Source organism: Cellulomonas sp. P1_G12_2, assembly GCF_056405535.1.
Genome location: NZ_JBFUBX010000002.1, coordinates 462,248 through 480,710, shown reverse-complemented (window position 1 = coordinate 480,710; position 18,463 = coordinate 462,248). Strand labels below are relative to the sequence as shown.

Here is an 18,463-nt window from a genome sequence, read left to right as displayed (position 1 = left end):
ACGTCCGCACTCGGGTGGGTCTGAACCCGCTCGAGTGCGGACGTTGCGGTGTGGGAAGCGGCAACGTCCGCACTCGAGTGGGTTCCCACCCACCTCAGTGCGGACGTGATGACTCAGGCGGCAGGCAGCAGGAGGCCGTCGCGGATCAGGCCGCGGGCCGACGGGAGGACGTCCGCCGCGACCGCGTCGGCGCCGACCTCCAGCAGGGCGCCCAGGGCGTTGACGATCTGGCCGACCGTGAGCTCGCCGTCGCACACCCCGACGAACCCCGCGAGCGCGGTCCCGGCCTGCACGGCCCGGCCGAACCCGCCGCCCTGGCGCAGCAGGACCACCTGCGGGTCGGGGTCGCCCGGCGTCAGGTACCGCTCCTCGGTGACGTCGGGCGCGACGACGAGGCGCTGGGCGGCGAGGTCGTCGTCGGTCATCGACTGCAGCCAGTCGTCTGCGGCCAGCGACTCGGCGATCGCGGGCCCCAGCGGCTGCCGGACCGAGCCCGTGACCTCCTCGAGTCGCCGCAGCGACGCAGCCCCGAGCGGCTTGCGCAGGGTCACGATGCCGAACCCGATCCCCTCGACGTCCCGCGACGCGAAGTCGTCCAGCCACTGCCCGTAGCGCTCCGCCCACGCGGAACGGTCGCGGTCGGGTGTCGTGCCGCCGTCGCGGATCCACGTCTCGGCGTACTGCGCGGGGTCCTGCAGCTCGCGCTGGACCACCCACCCGTCCAGCCCGCTGGCGTCGAGCCACGACCCGACGCGCTCGTGCCACTCCTCGCCGCGGCGCACCTCCCAGTTGCCCAGCAGCTGCGCCACTCCCCCGGGCGCCAGCACCGCGCCGACGCCCTCGACGAGCTCGCGCACGATCGCGTCGCCGGAACGCCCGCCGTCGCGGTACTCGTACGACGGCATCCCCGGGGTCCGCGGCGTGATGACGAACGGCGGGTTGCTCACGACGAGGTCGAACCGCTCGTCGGCGACCGGCTCGAGCATCGACCCCTTGCGGAGATCGAGCTCCACCCCGGCGAGCGTCGCGTTGAACCGCGCGAACGCGAGCGCGCGCCGGGAGATGTCGGTGCCGACCACCCGGCGCGAGTGCCGCGACGCGTGCAGGGCCTGGATGCCGCAGCCGGTGCCGAGGTCCAGCACGTGGTCGCGGTCGTCGCGCACGGTGACCTGCGCCAGCGTGGTCGACGCCCCGCCGACGCCGAGCACATGGTCGGTGCGCAGGGCCGACCCGGTCGCCAGCTCGCCGAGGTCCGACGCGATCCACCAGTCGACCTCGCCGCCGCCGTCGACCGCCGCGTACGGACGCAGGTCGACCCGCGCACGCACGTCGTCGCCGTCGGACTCCACCATGCCCAGGCGCTCGGCGCCCGCGACCGTGAGCGTGGGCAGCGCTCGCTCGAGCAGCCGCCGCGGCGTGGTGGACCCGAGCAGGAACGTGCGGACCAGCGCCGCGACGACGTCGTCAGACGCTGCCGTGGCACGCAGCGCGGGAACCGGCTCCTCGCGGTGCAGGGCGTCCGCGGCGACCGGCCCGAGCACGTCCTCCACGCGGGCCACGCCGTACCCGGCGGCGGTCAGGTCGTCACGGAGCGCCGCGACGAGGGCGGCATCGGTCAGGGGCGCACCGGGCGCGGGCTGCAGGACCACCCCGCCATCATCCCTGCACCGTCCCGGCTCCCGGGTCCAGGAGCAGGTCGACGACGAGCGGGCGGTGGTCGCTGCCGCGCAGGACGGGCGGGCCGGAGGGGACGCGCGCGGCCTCGATGCCGAGGTCGGGGGACGCGAAGACCGCGTCGATCCGGTGCAGCGGGTCGACCGCGGGGAACGTGGGGTCACCGGCCGGGTCGGAGTCGACCAGCACGCTGGACAGGCGCTTCCACGTGGGCCCGCCCGGACGCTCGTTGAGGTCGCCGAGCACGACCGTCCGCGTGGCGGGGACGTGGGCGAGCAGGATGTCGGACAGGTGCGCGGACCGCTCGTCGCGGACGAGCGACAGGTGCACGACGACGAACCGGACGCCGCCGACCGTGGCCATGGCCACGCCGCGTCGGGTGCGGCCGGCGAGGTTGACCAGCTTGAGCGCGCGCGCGTCCGACACCGAGCGACCCGACGCGACCAGCAGAGCCGTCGTCCGGGCGCCGCGGCCGTTCACCACCGTCCGCAGGCCCACGTCGCGGGCGAACCGCCACATCCGCCACCGGCCGAGCAGCCCCCGAGGGGGTTCCTGCACGCCGAGCACGTCGGGCGCCGCGATGCGCACCACCGCGACGGCGTCCGCTCGGGACAGCTGCAGACCCTTCAGGTTGTACGTCATGACCCGCAGGCGGCCGGCGTCGGGGCTCGTCGTCACCGGGTCATCCTGTCGGACTCAGCGGCCGAGCAACCAGCGGACCTCGTTCCGGAACAGCTGCGCGCGGGACGGCGAGCCGTACGACCGGGCGTCGTGGCCGAGGGCGTCGTAGACCACGCGACCTGGGCCGGGGGCCACCCAGACGACCGGGTGCGCGGTGCCGTCATGGTCGGCGACGACGAGCACGTGCACGTCCGGGGACACCTCCAGAGACAGGTACCGCTCGTCCGGCGCCTCCACCACGGACAGCCCGGCGGTGACCGGGTGCGACGGCTCGACCACGCGGAAGACCGATGGCCCGAGCGGCGGGTGCCAGGACGTCCCCTCGACCCACCGCCCGCCCAGCGTCGACGCCCACGAGGGCCGGTCGAGGAACGCGTTCGCCGCCTGGTGCAGCCCGAGCACGGGGACACCCGAGGCGACCAGCGCGGCGAGCCGGTCGTGGAACGGCGTCCAGTCGTCGTCGGTGCCGTCGAAGTCGGGATCCGGCCGGCCCCGGCCTGCGGCGACGATCACCAGGTCGGGGTCCACGTCGTCCAGCGCGGACGGGAGGGTGCCGCGGATCGTGCAGTCCACCCCGTCCTGCGCCAGCAGCCCGGCCAGCCGGTGGGCGACCGCCGCGGCGTCGTGCCACGGGTCCTCGTAACGGCCGTGGCCGGCGAGCACGAGCGCGTGGGGCATCGGTCCTCCTCCTGCACGCACGACGATGCCCCCGGCCGGGGCCGGAGGCATCGTCGTCGTGCGTCAGCGTGCGAGCGCCTTCTCAGCCTCGCGGGTCAGGTCCTCCCGGTCGGCTCGCGCGGCGCGAAAGCGGGACATCACGACGGCCCCGCCCGCCACGAGCGCGGCCGCGATGGCGATCGACAGGCGCGCCGTCTGGTTGGCGTCGGTCCCCACCGAGATGGCGACCACGGCCGGCGCGATCAGCAGCGCTACGAGGTTCATCACCTTGATCAGCGGGTTGATGGCCGGACCGGCGGTGTCCTTGAACGGGTCGCCCACGGTGTCGCCGATGACCGCCGCCGCGTGGGCGTCGGACCCCTTGCCGCCGAAGTTGCCGTCCTCGACGATCTTCTTCGCGTTGTCCCAGGCGCCGCCCGAGTTGGCCAGGAAGACCGCCATGAGCACGCCGGTCGCGATGGCCCCGCCGAGGAACCCGGCGAGCGGGCCGACGCCGAGGCCGAACCCGACCGCGATGGGTGCGAAGGCCGCGAGCAGACCGGGTGTCGCCAGCTCGCGCAGCGAGTCGCGGGTGCAGATGTCGACGACCTTGCCGTACTCGGGTCGCTCCTCGTACGTCATGATCCCGGGGTGCTCGCGGAACTGGCGACGCACCTCGAACACGATGGCCCCCGCGGCCCGGGTCACGGCGTCGATCGCCAGGCCCGAGAACAGGAACACGGTCGCGCCGCCGAGGATCACGCCGACCAGGGTGACCGGGCTGATGATGCTGTAGTTCAGCATCGCCGCGGTGAGCTCGTCGCCCGCCTGACCCGCCGTCCGCAAGGCGTTCTGCACCGCGTCCGCATAGGACCCGAACAGGGCGGTCGCGGCCAGGACGGCCGTCGCGATCGCGATGCCCTTGGTGACGGCCTTGGTGGTGTTGCCCACGGCGTCGAGGTCTGTGAGGATCTGTGCGCCCTCGGGCGTGACGTCGCCGGACATCTCCGCGATGCCCTGCGCGTTGTCGCTCACGGGCCCGAACGTGTCCATGGCGACGATGACGCCGACCGTGGTCAGCAGACCGCAGCCCGCGAGCGCGATGAGGAACAGGGACAGCGACACGGAGCCACCGGCCAGCAGGAAGACGCCGCAGATGGCCGCCGCGATGATGCCCGCGGTGTATACGGCCGACTCGAAGCCGACCCCGATGCCGGACAGGACCACGGTGGCCGCGCCCGTGAGCGTGGTGCGCGCGACGTGCAGGGTGGGCTTGCTGGTGGTGCCGGTGAAGTAGCCGGTGACCCAGAGGATGACGCCCGCCAGCACGACGCCGATGGCCACGGCCACCGATGCGATCAGCCGCGGGTCGCCCGGGTGGGACTCGAGGCCGGCCGTGCCGCCCGTGAGCTCCGAGAACGACGACGGCAGGTAGATGAACGCCGCCACCGCGGAGAGCAGGACGCCGACCAGGGCGGAGGTGTAGAAGCCGCGGTTGATGGCCTTGAGGCCGCTCTCCGCGCCGCGCACCCGCGTGATGAACACGCCGAGGACGGCGACCAGGGCACCCATCGCGGTGACGACCAGCGGGAACACGAGCCCCTGCTCGCCGAACGCCGCCTTGCCCAGGATGAGCGCCGCGACGAGCGTGACGGCGTAGGACTCGAACAGGTCCGCGGCCATGCCGGCGCAGTCGCCCACGTTGTCGCCGACGTTGTCGGCGATCGTGGCCGCGTTGCGCGGGTCGTCCTCGGGGATGCCCTGCTCGACCTTGCCCACCAGGTCGGCGCCGACGTCCGCCGCCTTGGTGAAGATGCCGCCGCCGACGCGCATGAACATGGCGAGGAGCGCGGCACCGAAGCCGAAGCCCTCGAGCACGGCCGGTGCCTCCGCCCGGTAGATCAGCACGACGGACGCGGCGCCGAGCAGACCGAGGCCCACGACGCTCATGCCGACGAACCCGCCGGTCCGGAACGCGATGCGCGCGCCCTCCGCACGCCCACCGACCTCCGACGCAGCCGCCGCCACCCGGACGTTCGCCCGCGTGGCCAGCCACATGCCCAGGTACCCGATCGCCGCGGAGAACCCGGCGCCGATCAGGAAGAACACCGAGCGACCGATCTTGACACCGCTGTCGCCCGGCAGCAGGAACAGCAGGGCGCAGACGACGACCGCGAAGAGGGCCAGGGTGCGGAACTGCCGGCTCAGGTACGCCGATGCCCCTTCCTGGACCGCGCGCGCGATCTCGCGCATGGACTCGGTCCCCTCACCGGCCGCGAGCACCTGACGACGCAGGACGACGGCGATGAGCAGGGACGCGACCGCGACGGCCGCGATGACACTGACGATCGTGATGCTCGTTGACCCGAGCTCGACCATGCATCCTCCTCGGACTCAGCGAGGCCCCCCTGACCACGCCTGTCCCACAGCCCCGTTGCTGCGCGACTGGGCGAGTCTAGCCACGAGATGTGACGTGGATCGCACCAGGGCGCAGACGGGTGACCGGGACCTCGAACGGCGGGACGATCGGCTTCACCCCCAACCGTTCGGGCGGTGAGGGCGTCTGGACAGGTGAGGGCAGCGCTGCCCCGACCAAGGAGGTCGACCATGAGCTGGGAGGACGATCTGGACCGGCTCGTCGCCGAGCGGGGGTCGGCACTCGTCGCGTACGCCTACCTGCTGACCGGGGACATGTCGGCGGCGGAGGACCTGGTGCAGGACGGGCTCGTGCGGACCTACGCCCGCCGCCGGCCGGACGACGTCACGTGGGTCGAGGCCTACGTCCGACGAGTCATCCTGAACACCTACCTCGACGCCTACCGGGCACGACGTCGCTTCGCCGCAGTGACCCACCTGATCGCGACGCCCGAGGCCGCGGACGACGAGCTCGCCGCCGCCGGAGACCGCGCCGACGTCGCGCGAGCACTCACCGTCCTGTCCCCCCGCGAGCGCGCCTGCGTCGTCCTGCGGTTCTCCGACGACCTCACCCTGCCCGAGATCGGCCGCCGGCTCGGGGTGTCCCCGGGGGCGGTCAAGCGGTACCTGTCCGACGCCCGCCACAAGCTCGAACCGCTCCTTGGTCCCCAACCTGGCCTGTCCTCCGAGGACGTCACCACGATCGCGAAGGGAGCCGGACGATGAACCACGACCTCGAGTCGGCCCTGGGCGAGCTGGCCGACCGCGCCGAGCAGAGCCACCGCCTCGGGCGCGCGCCGCTGCCCGTTGCCCGGATCGCCGCACGTGCCCGTACCCGCCGACGCACCCGTGCCGCCGTGGCGATCGGTGGCGCGGCCGCCGCGGTCGTCATCGTCGCCGGGACCGCGTTCGCGCTCCTCCCGGACCGCACGAGTCCGGCTCCCCCGGCGATCACCCCGTCCCCGTCGGTCACGACGACGACCCCTGCGCCCTCGCCGACCACGACGCCGACCGTCGCGCCGGTGGTCCTGCCGGTCGGCAACCCGGCCCTGCCCTTCGGCACCTGCGGCTCGCTGGCGACGTCGGCACCGGCCGACCCGGTGGACACCCGCGTCGTCGCGCGCGTGGCGCCGGACGCGTCCTCGATGCCGTCCGGCGGGCACCTGGCGGTCGGCGGCGAGGTCGAACGCAACCCCGAGCTCGGCGCGTCCTTGGTGCTCGCCGTGCCCGACGGCGGACCACGGGTCGCCGTCGTGCGCGACGGCGTCGTCGTCGGCACCGCGGGCTTCTACGCCGGGACGTACGACGCCATGTCCGGCCGCAGCGGCAACCAGGGCGAGACTGCCTGGTTCCGCGGCGCGCTCGACCTCACGGTCTGCGATCCCGCGGACGGCGGTACGGCGACCCCGGGACGTCCGCTGCCGGCGGGCACCTACGAGCTGCGGCCCTGGGCCGCGGTCGTCACCTTCGACGGCTTCGCGGACATCCCCCAGGAGCTGGCGCAGGCGACCCTCCCGCTCGAGCAGGCTGCGGCTCTCGACGGCGCTGCCCGCGCGACGGCCCTCGGCGAGCCGGCGACCGTCACCGTGACAGGTGAGGCCGACGAGCAGCTCGCGGCGCCCGGCTCGGACGTCCCGCTCGACGCGACGACCACCGCGGCTCGGCCCGCGTGCGACGGCCCGGCGCCCGCTGCCCCCGTCCGCACGGCGATGCTCGACCTCCAGGTCACCCCGCAGGCGACGACGTTCGCCGCCGGGTCCCCGCTGCGCGCCAGCGGCACCGTGCAGTACACCGGACCGGGCCGGCTGCGCGCGTTCGGCTACTACGCGATCGAGTACTGGGTCGTGCGCGACGGGATCGTGGTGGGTACCACCGTCCAGGCGAACGACGCGTTCTCCGTGGTCGACCTGGGCGCGGGTGCACCTCTCGCCTTCTCGGAGGAGGAGCGGGTGCTGACCTCCTGCATCTCCGGCGTCGAGCAGCCGCTGAGCGACGGGAACCCCCTGCCGGCCGGCGTCTACCAGGTGTACCCGGGCTGGATCTTCTCCGCCCCCGTCGTCCGGCTGCCGTCCGAGACCGTGCCGCTGCAGGACACCAGCTCGGGGTACGCGGTCACGCTGGGAGCACCGTTCACGGTCACGCTCACCTAGTCCTGGCGCCCTCCGTCCGGGGGCATCATGTTCACCCCCAACCGTTCCGATGTGACAGGCGTCTGGGTGGGCGACGGGCGACGGTGACACGGGACGGGAGCACGGGTGAGCTGGGAGTCGGAGCTCGGCGCACTGGTGGCGTCGCGCGGGTCGGCGCTGGTCGCGTACGCGTACCTGCTGACAGGGGACGCGCACGCCGCCGAGGACCTGGTGCAGGACGGCTTGGTCAACTGCTACACCCGACGCCGACCGCACGAGGTCGAGTGGGTCGAGGCCTACGTCCGACGGGTCATCCTGAACACCTACCTGGACGGGTACCGCTCGAAGGCGCGGCTGACGAAGGTCACCCACCTGCTGGCGGACACCCGGGACAGCGACGAGCACGCCGCCGCCGGTGACCGCGCCGACGTCGCCCGCGCACTGGCCGTGCTGTCCCCGCGTGAGCGAGCCTGCGTCGTCCTGCGGTTCTACGACGACCTCACGCTCCCCGAGATCGCCCACCGCCTCGGCATCTCCGGCGGCGCCGTGAAGCGGTACCTGTCCGACGCCCGGCACAGGCTGGAACCCCTGCTCGGGCCGCAGCCGGGGTTGCTGACCGAGGACGTCGCCACCATCGCGAACGGAGGACGGCGATGACCCACGACCTGCAGACCGCGCTCGACGAGCTCGCCGCCCGCGTGGAGGCCTCGCACCGGTCGTCCACCCGGCTCCCGGTCGAGCAGATCGTCACCCGCGTCCGGCACCGCCGCCGTACCCGCGCCGCACTCGTCTCCGGGGGCGCCGCCGCCGGGATCGTCCTCCTCGCCGGCGCGGCGTTCGCGGTCCTGCCGGACCGGACCCCTGAGCCGCCGGCGCACCCGGTCTCGCCGACGACCACCCCGACACCGACCACGGCACAGGTGGTGATGCCGACGGGGGACCCGGGGTTGCCGTTCGGGGTCTGCGGCTCGCTCGTGAGCTCGCCGACGTCGCTGCCTCTCACGGACGCGGCCCAGACCTCGGTCGTCGTCCCCGTGCCGGCGATCGGCGCCGGCGAACCGCTCGGCGTGCAGGCGGAGGTCGGTCTCAGCTTCGTGAGGGACGTGAGCCTGATCAGCCCGGCCACCGGGCCGCGTCTCGTGGTGAGCCGCGACGGCGTCGTCGTCGCCGTCGGGAACGTCTACGACGGCGAGGACGTCGGCCTGGACCACCAGGACTTCGGCGGCGAGTCGGCACCCGTGACGTACGCAGGCTGGCTGGAGCTCTCGGTGTGCGACCCGGGCGACGGCGGCACGAGCTCCGGGCGGGCTCTGCCCGGTGGCAGCTACGAGGTCCGGCCGTGGGCCGAGGTGTCGACGATCGACGTCGCGACGCCCGACCTCGGGTCCACGCAGACCCTCGAGGACCTGGACGCGAGCGCGGACGCCCACCATGCGGCCGTGGTCGGCGACCCGGTCGCGTTCGAGGTGGTCGGCTCCGCCCAGACCCCGAGTCCTCGCCCCTCCTCCGACGCACCCCTGGCCGCCCTGAGCAGCGCGAACCCGGAGGTGGCGTGCGGTGCGCCCATGCCCGCCGATCTCGGCGGCTCGCCGCAGCTAAGGCTCACAGCCACCCCCGCGTCGTCCACCGTCGCCGTCGGCGAGCCCGTCCAGCTGGCCGGCACCCTCGTCTACTCAGGCCCCGGCCACGCGCTGGCCGGTGTCCGCGACTCCCTCGACCTGATCGTCGTGCGCGACGGCATCGCCGTCGCTGCCGACCCGTACACCGACTACTTCTCGCCGCCGGTCGACCTCAGCCATGCCGCGGGCCTCGTCGTCGACGGCGCCGCGTCTCTCGGACAGGGGTGCGACGGACGCCCTCTCCCTCCGGGCACGTACCAGGTCTATCCGCGGATCGCCGTCACCGGGGTCGAGCTGCGGAGCGCCGGCGGCGAGCTGCGCGGCACGTCCGGCGAGCACGGCACCCAGCCCGCCGTCATCGGCACGCCGTTCGTCCTGACCCTCAGCTGACCAACGGTTCACACCCCCCGGTCGTCCAGGAAGATGACGGCACCACAGGGAGGTGGCATGACGGCCTGGGAACAGGTTCTGGACGAGCTCGTGCGGGCTCGGGGGCGTGCGCTGGTGCGCTACGCCACCCTGCTCACGGGCGACGAGCGCGAGGGTGAGGACCTGGTCCAGGACGCGCTGGTGCGGTGCTTCAGCCAGGGTCGTCCGCTGCGGGAGCGGGCGGCCGCCGAGGCCTACGTGCGCCGGGCGGTGCTGACCATCTTCCTCGACGGCCACCGCCGCACGGCCCGCTGGACCGCGGTGCGCCACCTGCTCGCCCGCGACGACGACACCGCCGACCACACCCCGGCGAGCACCGCCCGGCTCGACGTGCAGACCGCCCTGCTGACCCTGCGCCCGCGGCTGCGCGCCTGCGTGGTGCTGCGGTTCTACGACGACCTCACCGTGCCGGAGATCGCCCGCCGCCTGGAGGTCTCCGACGGGACCGTCAAGCGCTACCTCTTCGACGCGATCCGGCAGCTCGAGTCCCTGCTGGGGCCGATGCCCGACGCGCACACCCTCGACATCCAGCTGGTCCCGACAGGAGTGACCCGATGAGCCCCGACCTCTCCCGTGCCCTGCACGACGCCGTCGACACCGGCCCCGACGACGCGCCCTTCGACGTCTCCTCGCTCACCGGGCGGATCCGCCGTCGCCGGACCGTCCGCGCCGGGGTGCGCAGCGGCGTCGCCGTCGGAGCGGCCGGGGCGGTGGCGCTCGGTGCGACCTGGATCGGCCGCCCGGCGCCGTCGGTGCTGCCCGCCGCACGGGCGGACGCGGCGCCCGGTACCTGCGGGTCGGACATCGAGGCGCTCGCGCACGTCACGGACTCGCCGGTCGGGTTCGCGGACAGTACCCAGATCGAGGACGGCGTGATCACGCCGTCCTCGGGCGGCCGGCTCGGCACGCTTCTCGGTCGGCACTTCACGCTCGGCGCCGTCACCCCGGCGACCGCGGAGGAGCTGGAGCTGCCAGGTGACGGATCCTTCACGCAGGTCCAGCTGTCGACCCTCAAGACGCTCCTTGCCACGGCCGAGCAGGGAGGCGACGGGACCCCGCAGTCGGACCCCGCGGAGATCGATGCCCTGCGCGAGCAGATGGCGGCGCTCACGGCGCAGATCGACGCCGATCGCGCGTCTCGTGCCGACTCTCCGGACGCCCTCGACCTCCAGGTCCTCGTCGCGTCCGGATCCACCGTGGTGGCCACGAGCGAGCTGGAGCCGGACGCCGAGATGTCGCTCCTGCTCGGCGCGGCCACCGTGCGCTACCTCGGGCTCGACCTGGTGACGTGCGCAGTGCCCGGCACACCCGGCGGCGTCCCGCTGCCGACCGGTGTCTACTCCGTCTACCTCACCTACCGGGGGACGGCCGACCAGCCGGCCACGGCGGTCGGTCCGGCGATGCTCTCCCTCGACGACCCAGCCCCGGTGGCGGGCCTTCCGGGGGACTTCCCGATCGAGGCCGGTCTGCTCGGCGATCGGCTGGTCGCCGCGCACCACGAGTCGTCGGACCGCTGGGTCGTCGAGGTCGTCGCCGGCGCCGACGACAAGGTGTCGACAGCCGCGGGAATGCTCGGGCTCGACACCACCGAGAGCCACAGTCTCGGTGTGGGCGCGCCTCCGCAGCAGGGCCCGCTGTCCGGCACGGTCGACGGGTGGTCGGTCCGCATCGCCTCGGCCACGACCGCAGACGATGAGCCGTCCCTCGTCTACGACTTCCAGAGGGACTGATCCGGTCAGTCGGCGAGAGCTGCCTCGATCGTCTCGTGCACGGTGAACACCTGGAGCAGCGCGGTGATCCGGAAGACCTTGAGCAGCCGTTCGGAGTCGATCACCAGCTGCAGCTGACCGCCGGCCAGCCGGACCTTCTTCAGGGTGCCGACGAGCACGCCGAGCCCGGTCGAGTCCATGAACCGCACCGCGCGCAGGTCGATCACGAGGTCGGTGCGGTCGCGGTCGAGCAGCTCGGCGACCTGGTCGCGCAGCACGTCGGCCGAGGACACGTCGATCTCGCCGTCCACCTCGACGACTGTCCGGGGACCGATGTCCCGGCTGGTCACACGCACATCCATCGGGCCCCTCCCTCTGAGCGCATTCAAACAGAGAGACCGCCCTCGCGACGAGGTGCGTTCAGCGCGTCGCCGCGAGGGCTTCCCGGTACTCGCTCGTCGTCCCGTCCGGCCGGACCTCCTGGAGCACGTGGTCGCGCACCCCGAGGTCGGCCAGGACGGCCCCGAGCTCCGCCACGTCGGCGTCGCTCAGGACCGTCGGGTCGACCGTGGTGCGCACCTGCACGTCGACCCCCGCGCCCAGCACCAGCCGCAGCGAGGCGAACGCGGCATCCGCGCTGGTCCGCGGCCCGCCGACCTGCGTGATCGCTCGGTACAGCCGCGCGGGTGCCTTCACGTCCAGCCCCACCCAGTCGACGTGCGGGAGCACGGCCTCGAGCCGTCGCGGGTAGGCGCCGGACGTGTGCAGGCCCACGCCGAACCCGGCGTCGTGGACCTGCACCGCGGCGTCGCGCAGCGCGAACTGCATCGTCGGCTCCCCGCCCGAGAACACCAGGCCGTCGAGCAGCCCGTGCCGCCGGCTCAGCAGGTCGAGCACGTCCTCCCACGGGACCTGGCCGGGCTCGCGCGGATCGAGGATCGACGCGTTGTGGCAGTAGGTGCACCGCCACGGGCAGCCCTGCAGGAAGACGGTCGCGACGAGCTTTCCCGGCCAGTCGCACGACGACAGCGGGACCAGACCGGCGACGGCGATCTCCTTCACACGAGCGCCGGCTCTCGGAACGGCGTGCGCTCGGCGTGCTCGCCCTGCTTGCCGATGTTGAACGAGCTCACCGGCCGGTGGTAGCCCATGACGCGGGTCCACACCTCGCACGTCATCCCGCACGTGGTGCACGTCTGGTGCTCGCCCGCGAGGTACCCGTGGTTCGGGCAGATCGAGAACGTCGGCGTCACCGTCAGGTACGGCAGGCGGAAGGTCGACAGCGCGCGCTTGACCAGCTCGCGGCAGGCGTCGGCGGTGGAGAGCCGCTCGGCCATGTAGAGGTGCAGCACCGTGCCGCCCGTGTACTTGGTCTGCAGCTCGTCCTGGCGGGTCAGCGCCTCGAACGGGTCGTCGGTGAACCCGACCGGCAGCTGCGAGGAGTTCGTGTAGTACGGGTGGCTGTCGGTTCCGGCCTGCAGGATCCCGGGGAACCGGCGGCGGTCCTCCTTGGCGAACCGGTAGGTGGCGCCCTCCGCGGGCGTCGCCTCCAGGTTGTAGAGGTGCCCGGTCGCCTCCTGCAGCTCCACCATCCGCGTGCGGACGTGGTCGAGCAGGCGGATGACCAGCTCGTGGCCGCGAGGGTCGACGATGCCGTACTCGTCGCCCGTGAAGTTCCGGACCATCTCGTGCAGGCCGTTGACGCCGATCGTCGAGAAATGGTTCTCGAGGGTGCCGAGGTAGCGGCGGGTGTACGGGAACAGGCCGTCGTCGATCAGGCGCTGGATGAGCTCGCGCTTGAGCTCCAGGGACGTGCACGCCAGGTCGATCAGGCGGTCGAGCTGCGCGAGCAGGCCGGCCTCGTCGCCCTTGTGCACGTAGCCGAGCCGGCCGCAGTTGATGGTCACGACGCCGATGGAGCCGGTCTGCTCCGCCGAGCCGAACAGGCCGTTGCCCCGCTTGAGCAGCTCGCGCAGGTCCAGCTGCAGCCGGCAGCACATCGAGCGGACGTCGCCGGGGTTCAGCTCGGAGTTGAGGAAGTTCTGGAAGTACGGCAGTCCGTACTTGGCGGTCATCGCGAACAGCGCCTCGGCGTTCTCGCTGTCCCAGTCGAAGTCCTTCGTGATGTTGTACGTGGGGATCGGGAACGTGAACACGCGGCCCGACGCGTCCCCCGTGGTCATGATCTCGATGTACGCGCGGTTGATCATGTCCATCTCGACCTGCAGGTCGCCGTACGTGAAGTCGCACGGCTGCTCGGCGACGAACGGGACCTCGTCGCGCAGGTCGTCCGGGCACACCCAGTCGAACGTGAGGTTGGTGAACGGCGTCTGCGTGCCCCACCGCGACGGCACGTTGAGGTTGTAGACCAGCTCCTGGATGCACTGGAGCACCTGCGCGTAGGTCAGGCCGTCGAGCCGCACGTACGGCGCGAGGTAGGTGTCGAACGAGCTGAACGCCTGCGCTCCCGCCCACTCGTTCTGCATGGTGCCCAGGAAGTTGACGATCTGGCCGACCGCGGCGCTGAAGTGGCGCGGCGGGCGCGCGTCGACCTTGCCCGGGACGCCGTTGAGGCCCTCCTGGAGCAGGTTCCGCAGCGACCAGCCGGCGCAGTAGCCGGAGAGCATGTCGAGGTCGTGCACGTGGATGTCGCCCTCGCGGTGCGCCGTGCCGACCTCGGGCGGGTAGACGTGGCTGAGCCAGTAGTTGGCGACGACCTTGCCGCTCGTCTGCAGGATCAGACCGCCCAGCGAGTAGCCCTGGTTCGCGTTGGCGGACACGCGCCAGTCACTGCGGTCGAGGTACTCCTCGATCGACGAACCGACGTCCACGACGACCTTCTCCGACATGCCCTGCTCCCGACTCCACGATGAGGCGCCTCCGACCGCCACCACAACATGCTGTGGTCGAGGTGGTCGTTGAGGACTAGATGTAGAGATTTCTATGCCCGCGGCCGGGCTCGGGGTGGGCCTTTGGTCCCAGTCGCCGGAGCGGCCCCGTGCGGTGATCGCGGTCGGCCGGGCGAAGTCTCGGCGTGTCGCTCCCGTCGGTCTCGCGTCAGCCTCTGACGAAGCGCACCGGGTCGCCGGGACGCAGCTGTCCGAGCCTGCCGTGGGCGTGCCGACGGACCACCGCGACCACCGGGTAGCCCCCCGTCACGGGGTGGTCGACGCCGAACACGACGGGCCGGCCGTCGGGCGGAACCTGCACGGCGCCGACCACCAGCCCCTCGGACGGGAGCTCGCGTCCGTCGTACTGGTGGGTCCGCCGGATGGCCGGCCCGTCGAGCCGCACGGCCACGCGGTTCGTCGCCGGCGTCACGCGGTACTCGTGCGACCCGCACAGGCGGGCCAGCGCGTCGTCGAACCAGTCGGCGTGCGGTCCCGCCACGATCGGGAGCACCAGCCGTTCCGGGCGGACCGGGGCGACGTCGACCAGCGGCCACTCCCGGGGCGCGGGTCCCACCGGCAGCACGACCCCGGCGGCCAGCGGCGCGGGCCCGAGGCCGGCCAGCTGGTCGGCGCTGCGCGACCCCAGCACGGGCGGCACGTCGATCCCGCCGCGCACGGCCACGTACGTCCGCAGCCCGAGCTCCACCGTGCCGAGCCGCAGCTCCGACCCGTCGCGCAGCTCGAGCACGGCCTCGTGCCCGACGGGCCGACCGTCGACCCACGCGGGCCCGCGCCCGCCGGTCAGCGCCACGGTCAGGTCCCCGCGGGCGCGCACCCGCAGCCCACCCAGCAGGACCTCGAGCCCGGCTGCACCCTCGTCGTTGGCGACGAGCCGGTTGGCCAGCCGCAGCGCGCCCGCGTCGGCCGCCCCGGACCGGCCGACGCCGATGTGCGCCCAGCCGGGCCGCCCCAGGTCCTCGACGAGCGTGAGCAGTCCCGGCTCGACGACCTCCAGCGCACTCGTCATGACGCCACGAACCGCACGCGCGTGCCGGGCTGCAGCAGGGCCGGGATCTCGCGCGCCACGTCGAACAGCTCGACCTCGCACCGGCCCAGCAACCGCCACCCGCCGGGGGTCGCGGCCGGGTACACCGCGCTGAACTCGTCGGCGATGGCCACCGAGCCGGCCGGGACGCGCTCGCGCGGGCTGTCCAGCCGTGGCACCCGCAGCAGCGGGTCGAGCCCGACCAGGTACGCGAAGCCCGGCATGAACCCGCCGAACGCCACGGTGTACCGCACGCCGGTGTGCCGCGCGACCACGTCCTCGACCGTCAGGCCCGTCAGTCGTGCGACGTCGGCAAGGTCGGCGCCGTCGTAGACCACGTCGAGGACGACCTCGACGATCGCCGTCTCCTTCGCGGTCTCGGAGCGCCCGGCCCACCAGCGCTCGACCGGCAGGCTCCCGGGGTCGGCGCCGTCGCGGACCCGCAGCAGGAGCGTGCGTGCTGCCGGCACCTGGTCCACGATCGCTGCCGCGTCCGCGTCGGTGGTCCGTGCGGCGCGCACCGCGTCGTCCAGCGCCCGGACCTCGGCGAGATCCGCGAGCTCGACCAGGACGGCGTCGTCCCCGTAGGGGAGCACCCGCGGCCCGCGCGCGTCGGTCATGCGCCCGATCTTGCCGGACCTACGGGACGATGACGGTCCCGACCAGCTCCGTCACCGCGACCGCGTTCGTCGTCAGCTCCGTCGCGGCGGGCGGCGCGACGGTCACGACGGCGACCGCGCGATAGGTCCCCGACGGCGGCGGACCGTCGCCGCAACCGTCCGGGCCGTCCGACACGGAGAACGCAGCCGGCTCGCCGCGCGCGAGCGTGGCCCCCACCCGGGACTCCTCGTCGGCGGGAGCGCGAGAGTCTGCGACGATCCGCCGGGTCGCCTCGTCGACGAGCAGGATCCGCTGGTCGAGCAGCTGCGCCTCCCCCGCTCCTGACCACGTCACCCGGAGGTCCACGGCCCCGTCGGCGGTGACGGAACCCGAGAGGTCGACCGGCCCGTCGCTGCCGGGGACCACCGACTCGTCGGCGCCGCACCACGGCTCCCGGGCGTTGCCGGCGACGACCAGCGGCTCAGCCGGGCTGAGCGCGACCACAGTGCCGCTGTCGGGATCGGCGGAGACCGCGTACACCTCGTAGTCGCCGTCCGGCAGCGCCTTGCCCCCGTCCGGACCGCCGCAGGACAGGAGGCTCAGGAAGTCTCCGCCCGAGACCGACGACGGACCGAGCCGGTCCGATCCCCACATGATCGTGTCGAGCGCCGCTGCCACGACGACGCCGTCGCGAGCCGCCACCAGCCGAACGGCGCTCGGCTCCGCCACGGCCTCGGTGATCCGCAGCGAGACGTACACCGGCATCGACGAGAAGGTCTGCTGCGGGTAGCTCCCGAGCGCCACGCCCAGCTCGTAGGGCGAGGCGGTGATGGGTGCGTGCACGGTCCAGCCGCAGGTGCCCGGTGCCGCGTCCGGGTCGGCGCCCGGCAGGCTGACCGCCACCTGGTCGGCGGGAAGACCCGTCGCCTCCGCGTGACCGGGCACCGCCCGCGAGTACCGGTCGAGCAGGCCGGGCGCCTGCGTCGCCGTGACAGCGAGCACGCCCGCCAGTCCGACGCCGCCGGCGGTCCGTGCCGCGGTGCGCGTCACGCGACGGCGGCGGATCCGGCGACCGAGCACCGACGGCTCGAGCGTGCCCAGCGGGGCGTGGTCGGCGGCCTCGCGCAGCGCGGAGGACAGGTCGAGGCTCATCGGGTGCTCCTGGTGGCGATCAGGTGGGACTCGGAGGGTGCGTCGGGGGCGACCGGGCCGAGCACGCGCTCGAGCCCGTGCACGCCGTCGCTGAGGTAGCGCTTCACGGCGCCGTCGGAGATCTGCAGCCGGTCGGCGATCTCCGCGACCGTGAGGTCCTCGAAGTAGCGGAGCACCACGCACGCGCGGACGCGCGGAGGCAGCCCGGCCAGCGCGGCGACGACGTCCCGCCGCGTGTCGACGCCGTGCCGGGGGTCGTCGGCGACCTCCGGCGACGCCAGCAGGTGCCGGACGCTCAGCCATCTCCGCCGGCGGCGGTACCCGTCGATGTAGGACGAGAGCATCGTCTGGCGGACGTAGCCCTCCACCGCTGCGGGCACCCGGAGCGTGGCCTTGCGGGCGAGCACCGACACGAGGGCGTCCTGCACCAGCTCCTGGGCGTCCGCAGCGTCCCCGGTCAGCAGGTAGCCGTACCGCAGCAGCGCCGGTCCGCGCTCACGGACCAGCTCCTCCAGCACGTCCTGCCAGTCCACGCGCGGCGCCCGCTCTCAGTGCTCGAGGTGCGTCGGTCGATCGGCCCGACATCGACCATGACGGACGGGGGGCCCGATTCGTTGGGTGCTCATCCGGCGAACGGTGCGACCGTCACCCCGTTGGCCCGCAGCTCCGCCCTGACCCTCCGCGCCAGCACGGCGGCCCCGGGGGTGTCGGAGTGCACGCACACCGACTCCGCGACCACCCGCACGTCCGACCCGTCGACCGCGCGCACCACCCCGTCCTGCGCCAGCCGGACCACCCGGGCGGCGACCTCGTCGGCGTCGGTCACCAGCGCCCCCGGCTCGGACCGAGGCACCAGCGTCCCGTCCGCGCGGTAGCCGCGGTCCGCGAAGGCCTCCGCGACCGCGCGTCGACCGGCCCGGGCGGCGATGTCCAGGACCGCGGACCCGGGCAGGCCCAGCACCGGCAGGTCCCCGAGCGCCTCGACGACCGACCGGGCGTGCTCCTCGTGGTGGACGACCGCGTTGTAGAGCGCGCCGTGCGGCTTGACGTAGGCCACGCGCGTCCCTTCGCGACGTGCGATCGCCCGCAGCAGCTCGACCTGCTCCGACACCTGCTCCAGCAGCACCTCGGCCGGCACGTCCACGAAGCGGCGGCCGAAGTTCTCGCGGTCCAGGTAGGACACGTGCGCACCGACCGCGACCCCGCGCGCGGCCGCCGCCCGGCAGACGGCGGCCATGATCCGCTCGTCGCCCGCGTGGAAGCCGCACGCGACGTTCGCGCTGGTCACCACGTCGAGCAGGAGCGCGTCGAGGCCGTCGACACCCGCCTCCCAGGCATCGAGCTCCTCGCCGAGGTCGCAGTTGAGGTCGATCCGCGCCGCCATGCCCCCGATCCTGCCCGACCTGCGCCCGGTGCGAGGATGGTGAGGTGGTGGAACCCGGTGAGCTGCTCGACGTGCTGC

The 18,463-nt window shown here is 73.5% G+C and carries 18 protein-coding genes; 6 read left to right on the top strand and 12 right to left on the bottom strand.

Going from position 1 to position 18,463, the window contains the following annotated elements; translation table 11 throughout:
- Positions 1–113 precede the first annotated feature (113 nt).
- The 4 genes from AC1DXT_RS10230 to AC1DXT_RS10215 all read right to left on the bottom strand — a co-directional run bounded on the left by AC1DXT_RS10230 (position 114) and on the right by AC1DXT_RS10215 (position 5,391).
- On the bottom strand, positions 114–1,649 hold the full coding sequence (locus tag AC1DXT_RS10230; protein ID WP_477061248.1) for a DUF7059 domain-containing protein: 1,536 nt from the start codon (positions 1,647–1,649) through the stop codon (positions 114–116).
- 7 nt (positions 1,650–1,656) lie between these two features.
- Positions 1,657–2,352 (bottom strand): endonuclease/exonuclease/phosphatase family protein, encoded by a 696-nt coding sequence (locus AC1DXT_RS10225; RefSeq protein ID WP_477061247.1) that lies wholly within the window; start codon positions 2,350–2,352, stop codon positions 1,657–1,659.
- 18 nt (positions 2,353–2,370) lie between these two features.
- Positions 2,371–3,033 (bottom strand): ThuA domain-containing protein, encoded by a 663-nt coding sequence (locus tag AC1DXT_RS10220; RefSeq protein ID WP_477061246.1) that lies wholly within the window; start codon positions 3,031–3,033, stop codon positions 2,371–2,373.
- Positions 3,034–3,096: 63 nt separating this feature from the next.
- On the bottom strand, positions 3,097–5,391 hold the full coding sequence (locus AC1DXT_RS10215) for a sodium-translocating pyrophosphatase (RefSeq protein ID WP_477061245.1): 2,295 nt from the start codon (positions 5,389–5,391) through the stop codon (positions 3,097–3,099).
- Positions 5,392–5,619: 228 nt separating this feature from the next.
- Between AC1DXT_RS10215 and AC1DXT_RS10210 the strand changes: the two genes are divergently transcribed.
- From AC1DXT_RS10210 to AC1DXT_RS10185, 6 genes are all read left to right on the top strand, one after another.
- Positions 5,620–6,153: a sigma-70 family RNA polymerase sigma factor gene (locus AC1DXT_RS10210; protein WP_477061244.1), complete on the top strand. Its 534-nt coding sequence runs from the start codon at positions 5,620–5,622 to the stop codon at positions 6,151–6,153.
- Positions 6,150–7,577 carry a hypothetical protein gene (locus AC1DXT_RS10205; protein ID WP_477061243.1) on the top strand — a complete coding sequence of 476 codons (1,428 nt, stop codon included), beginning with the start codon at positions 6,150–6,152 and terminating at the stop codon, positions 7,575–7,577. The genes AC1DXT_RS10210 and AC1DXT_RS10205 overlap by 4 nt, the downstream gene beginning before the upstream one ends.
- A 105-nt stretch (positions 7,578–7,682) precedes the next feature.
- Positions 7,683–8,213, top strand: coding sequence for a SigE family RNA polymerase sigma factor (locus tag AC1DXT_RS10200; RefSeq protein ID WP_477061242.1), 531 nt, complete (start codon positions 7,683–7,685; stop codon positions 8,211–8,213).
- A complete protein-coding gene (locus AC1DXT_RS10195; protein WP_477061241.1) occupies positions 8,210–9,565 on the top strand; it encodes a hypothetical protein in 1,356 nt (451 codons plus the stop codon). Before AC1DXT_RS10200 ends, AC1DXT_RS10195 begins: the two co-directional genes overlap by 4 nt.
- A gap of 57 nt (positions 9,566–9,622) precedes the next feature.
- The gene (locus AC1DXT_RS10190; RefSeq protein WP_477061240.1) at positions 9,623–10,162 is read left to right on the top strand and encodes an RNA polymerase sigma factor; all 540 of its coding nucleotides are present in this window, start codon (positions 9,623–9,625) and stop codon (positions 10,160–10,162) included.
- On the top strand, positions 10,159–11,334 hold the full coding sequence (locus tag AC1DXT_RS10185; protein WP_477061239.1) for a hypothetical protein: 1,176 nt from the start codon (positions 10,159–10,161) through the stop codon (positions 11,332–11,334). The genes AC1DXT_RS10190 and AC1DXT_RS10185 overlap by 4 nt, the downstream gene beginning before the upstream one ends.
- Positions 11,335–11,339: 5 nt before the next feature.
- On the opposite strand, the gene AC1DXT_RS10180 is transcribed toward AC1DXT_RS10185, so the two are convergent.
- The 8 genes from AC1DXT_RS10180 to AC1DXT_RS10145 form a co-directional block, all read right to left on the bottom strand.
- On the bottom strand, positions 11,340–11,675 hold the full coding sequence (locus tag AC1DXT_RS10180) for an STAS domain-containing protein (RefSeq protein ID WP_477061238.1): 336 nt from the start codon (positions 11,673–11,675) through the stop codon (positions 11,340–11,342).
- 58 nt (positions 11,676–11,733) lie between these two features.
- Entirely contained in the window at positions 11,734–12,375 is a 642-nt protein-coding gene (locus AC1DXT_RS10175) for an anaerobic ribonucleoside-triphosphate reductase activating protein (protein ID WP_477061237.1), read from the bottom strand.
- A complete protein-coding gene (locus AC1DXT_RS10170; protein WP_477061236.1) occupies positions 12,372–14,162 on the bottom strand; it encodes a ribonucleoside triphosphate reductase in 1,791 nt (596 codons plus the stop codon). The genes AC1DXT_RS10175 and AC1DXT_RS10170 overlap by 4 nt, the downstream gene beginning before the upstream one ends.
- Positions 14,163–14,370: 208 nt before the next feature.
- A complete protein-coding gene (locus tag AC1DXT_RS10165; protein ID WP_477061235.1) occupies positions 14,371–15,231 on the bottom strand; it encodes a 5-oxoprolinase subunit C family protein in 861 nt (286 codons plus the stop codon).
- Positions 15,228–15,869, bottom strand: a complete 642-nt coding sequence (locus AC1DXT_RS10160; RefSeq protein WP_477061234.1) for a 5-oxoprolinase subunit B family protein — start codon at positions 15,867–15,869, stop codon at positions 15,228–15,230. The genes AC1DXT_RS10165 and AC1DXT_RS10160 overlap by 4 nt, the downstream gene beginning before the upstream one ends.
- A 19-nt stretch (positions 15,870–15,888) precedes the next feature.
- Positions 15,889–17,001 (bottom strand): hypothetical protein, encoded by a 1,113-nt coding sequence (locus AC1DXT_RS10155; protein ID WP_477061233.1) that lies wholly within the window; start codon positions 16,999–17,001, stop codon positions 15,889–15,891.
- Complete coding sequence (locus AC1DXT_RS10150) at positions 16,998–17,534, bottom strand: sigma-70 family RNA polymerase sigma factor (protein WP_477061232.1); 537 nt, start codon at positions 17,532–17,534, stop codon at positions 16,998–17,000. The genes AC1DXT_RS10155 and AC1DXT_RS10150 overlap by 4 nt, the downstream gene beginning before the upstream one ends.
- 89 nt (positions 17,535–17,623) lie before the next feature.
- Positions 17,624–18,385, bottom strand: coding sequence for a LamB/YcsF family protein (locus AC1DXT_RS10145; RefSeq protein WP_477061231.1), 762 nt, complete (start codon positions 18,383–18,385; stop codon positions 17,624–17,626).
- Between the last annotated feature and the right edge of the window lie 78 nt (positions 18,386–18,463).

Bases quoted from the DNA above. Each gene is read 5' to 3' on its own strand.
- AC1DXT_RS10145 (WP_477061231.1), bottom strand. From the start codon at position 18,385: ATGGCGGCGCGGATCGACCTCAACTGCGACCTCGGCGAGGAGCTCGAT.
- AC1DXT_RS10185 (WP_477061239.1), top strand. From the start codon at position 10,159: ATGAGCCCCGACCTCTCCCGTGCCCTGCACGACGCCGTCGACACCGGC.
- AC1DXT_RS10180 (WP_477061238.1), bottom strand. From the start codon at position 11,675: ATGGATGTGCGTGTGACCAGCCGGGACATCGGTCCCCGGACAGTCGTC.
- AC1DXT_RS10215 (WP_477061245.1), bottom strand. From the start codon at position 5,391: ATGGTCGAGCTCGGGTCAACGAGCATCACGATCGTCAGTGTCATCGCG.
- AC1DXT_RS10170 (WP_477061236.1), bottom strand. From the start codon at position 14,162: ATGTCGGAGAAGGTCGTCGTGGACGTCGGTTCGTCGATCGAGGAGTAC.
- AC1DXT_RS10205 (WP_477061243.1), top strand. From the start codon at position 6,150: ATGAACCACGACCTCGAGTCGGCCCTGGGCGAGCTGGCCGACCGCGCC.
- AC1DXT_RS10210 (WP_477061244.1), top strand. From the start codon at position 5,620: ATGAGCTGGGAGGACGATCTGGACCGGCTCGTCGCCGAGCGGGGGTCG.
- AC1DXT_RS10220 (WP_477061246.1), bottom strand. From the start codon at position 3,033: ATGCCCCACGCGCTCGTGCTCGCCGGCCACGGCCGTTACGAGGACCCG.
- AC1DXT_RS10195 (WP_477061241.1), top strand. From the start codon at position 8,210: ATGACCCACGACCTGCAGACCGCGCTCGACGAGCTCGCCGCCCGCGTG.
- AC1DXT_RS10155 (WP_477061233.1), bottom strand. From the start codon at position 17,001: ATGAGCCTCGACCTGTCCTCCGCGCTGCGCGAGGCCGCCGACCACGCC.
- AC1DXT_RS10160 (WP_477061234.1), bottom strand. From the start codon at position 15,869: ATGACCGACGCGCGCGGGCCGCGGGTGCTCCCCTACGGGGACGACGCC.
- AC1DXT_RS10190 (WP_477061240.1), top strand. From the start codon at position 9,623: ATGACGGCCTGGGAACAGGTTCTGGACGAGCTCGTGCGGGCTCGGGGG.
- AC1DXT_RS10165 (WP_477061235.1), bottom strand. From the start codon at position 15,231: ATGACGAGTGCGCTGGAGGTCGTCGAGCCGGGACTGCTCACGCTCGTC.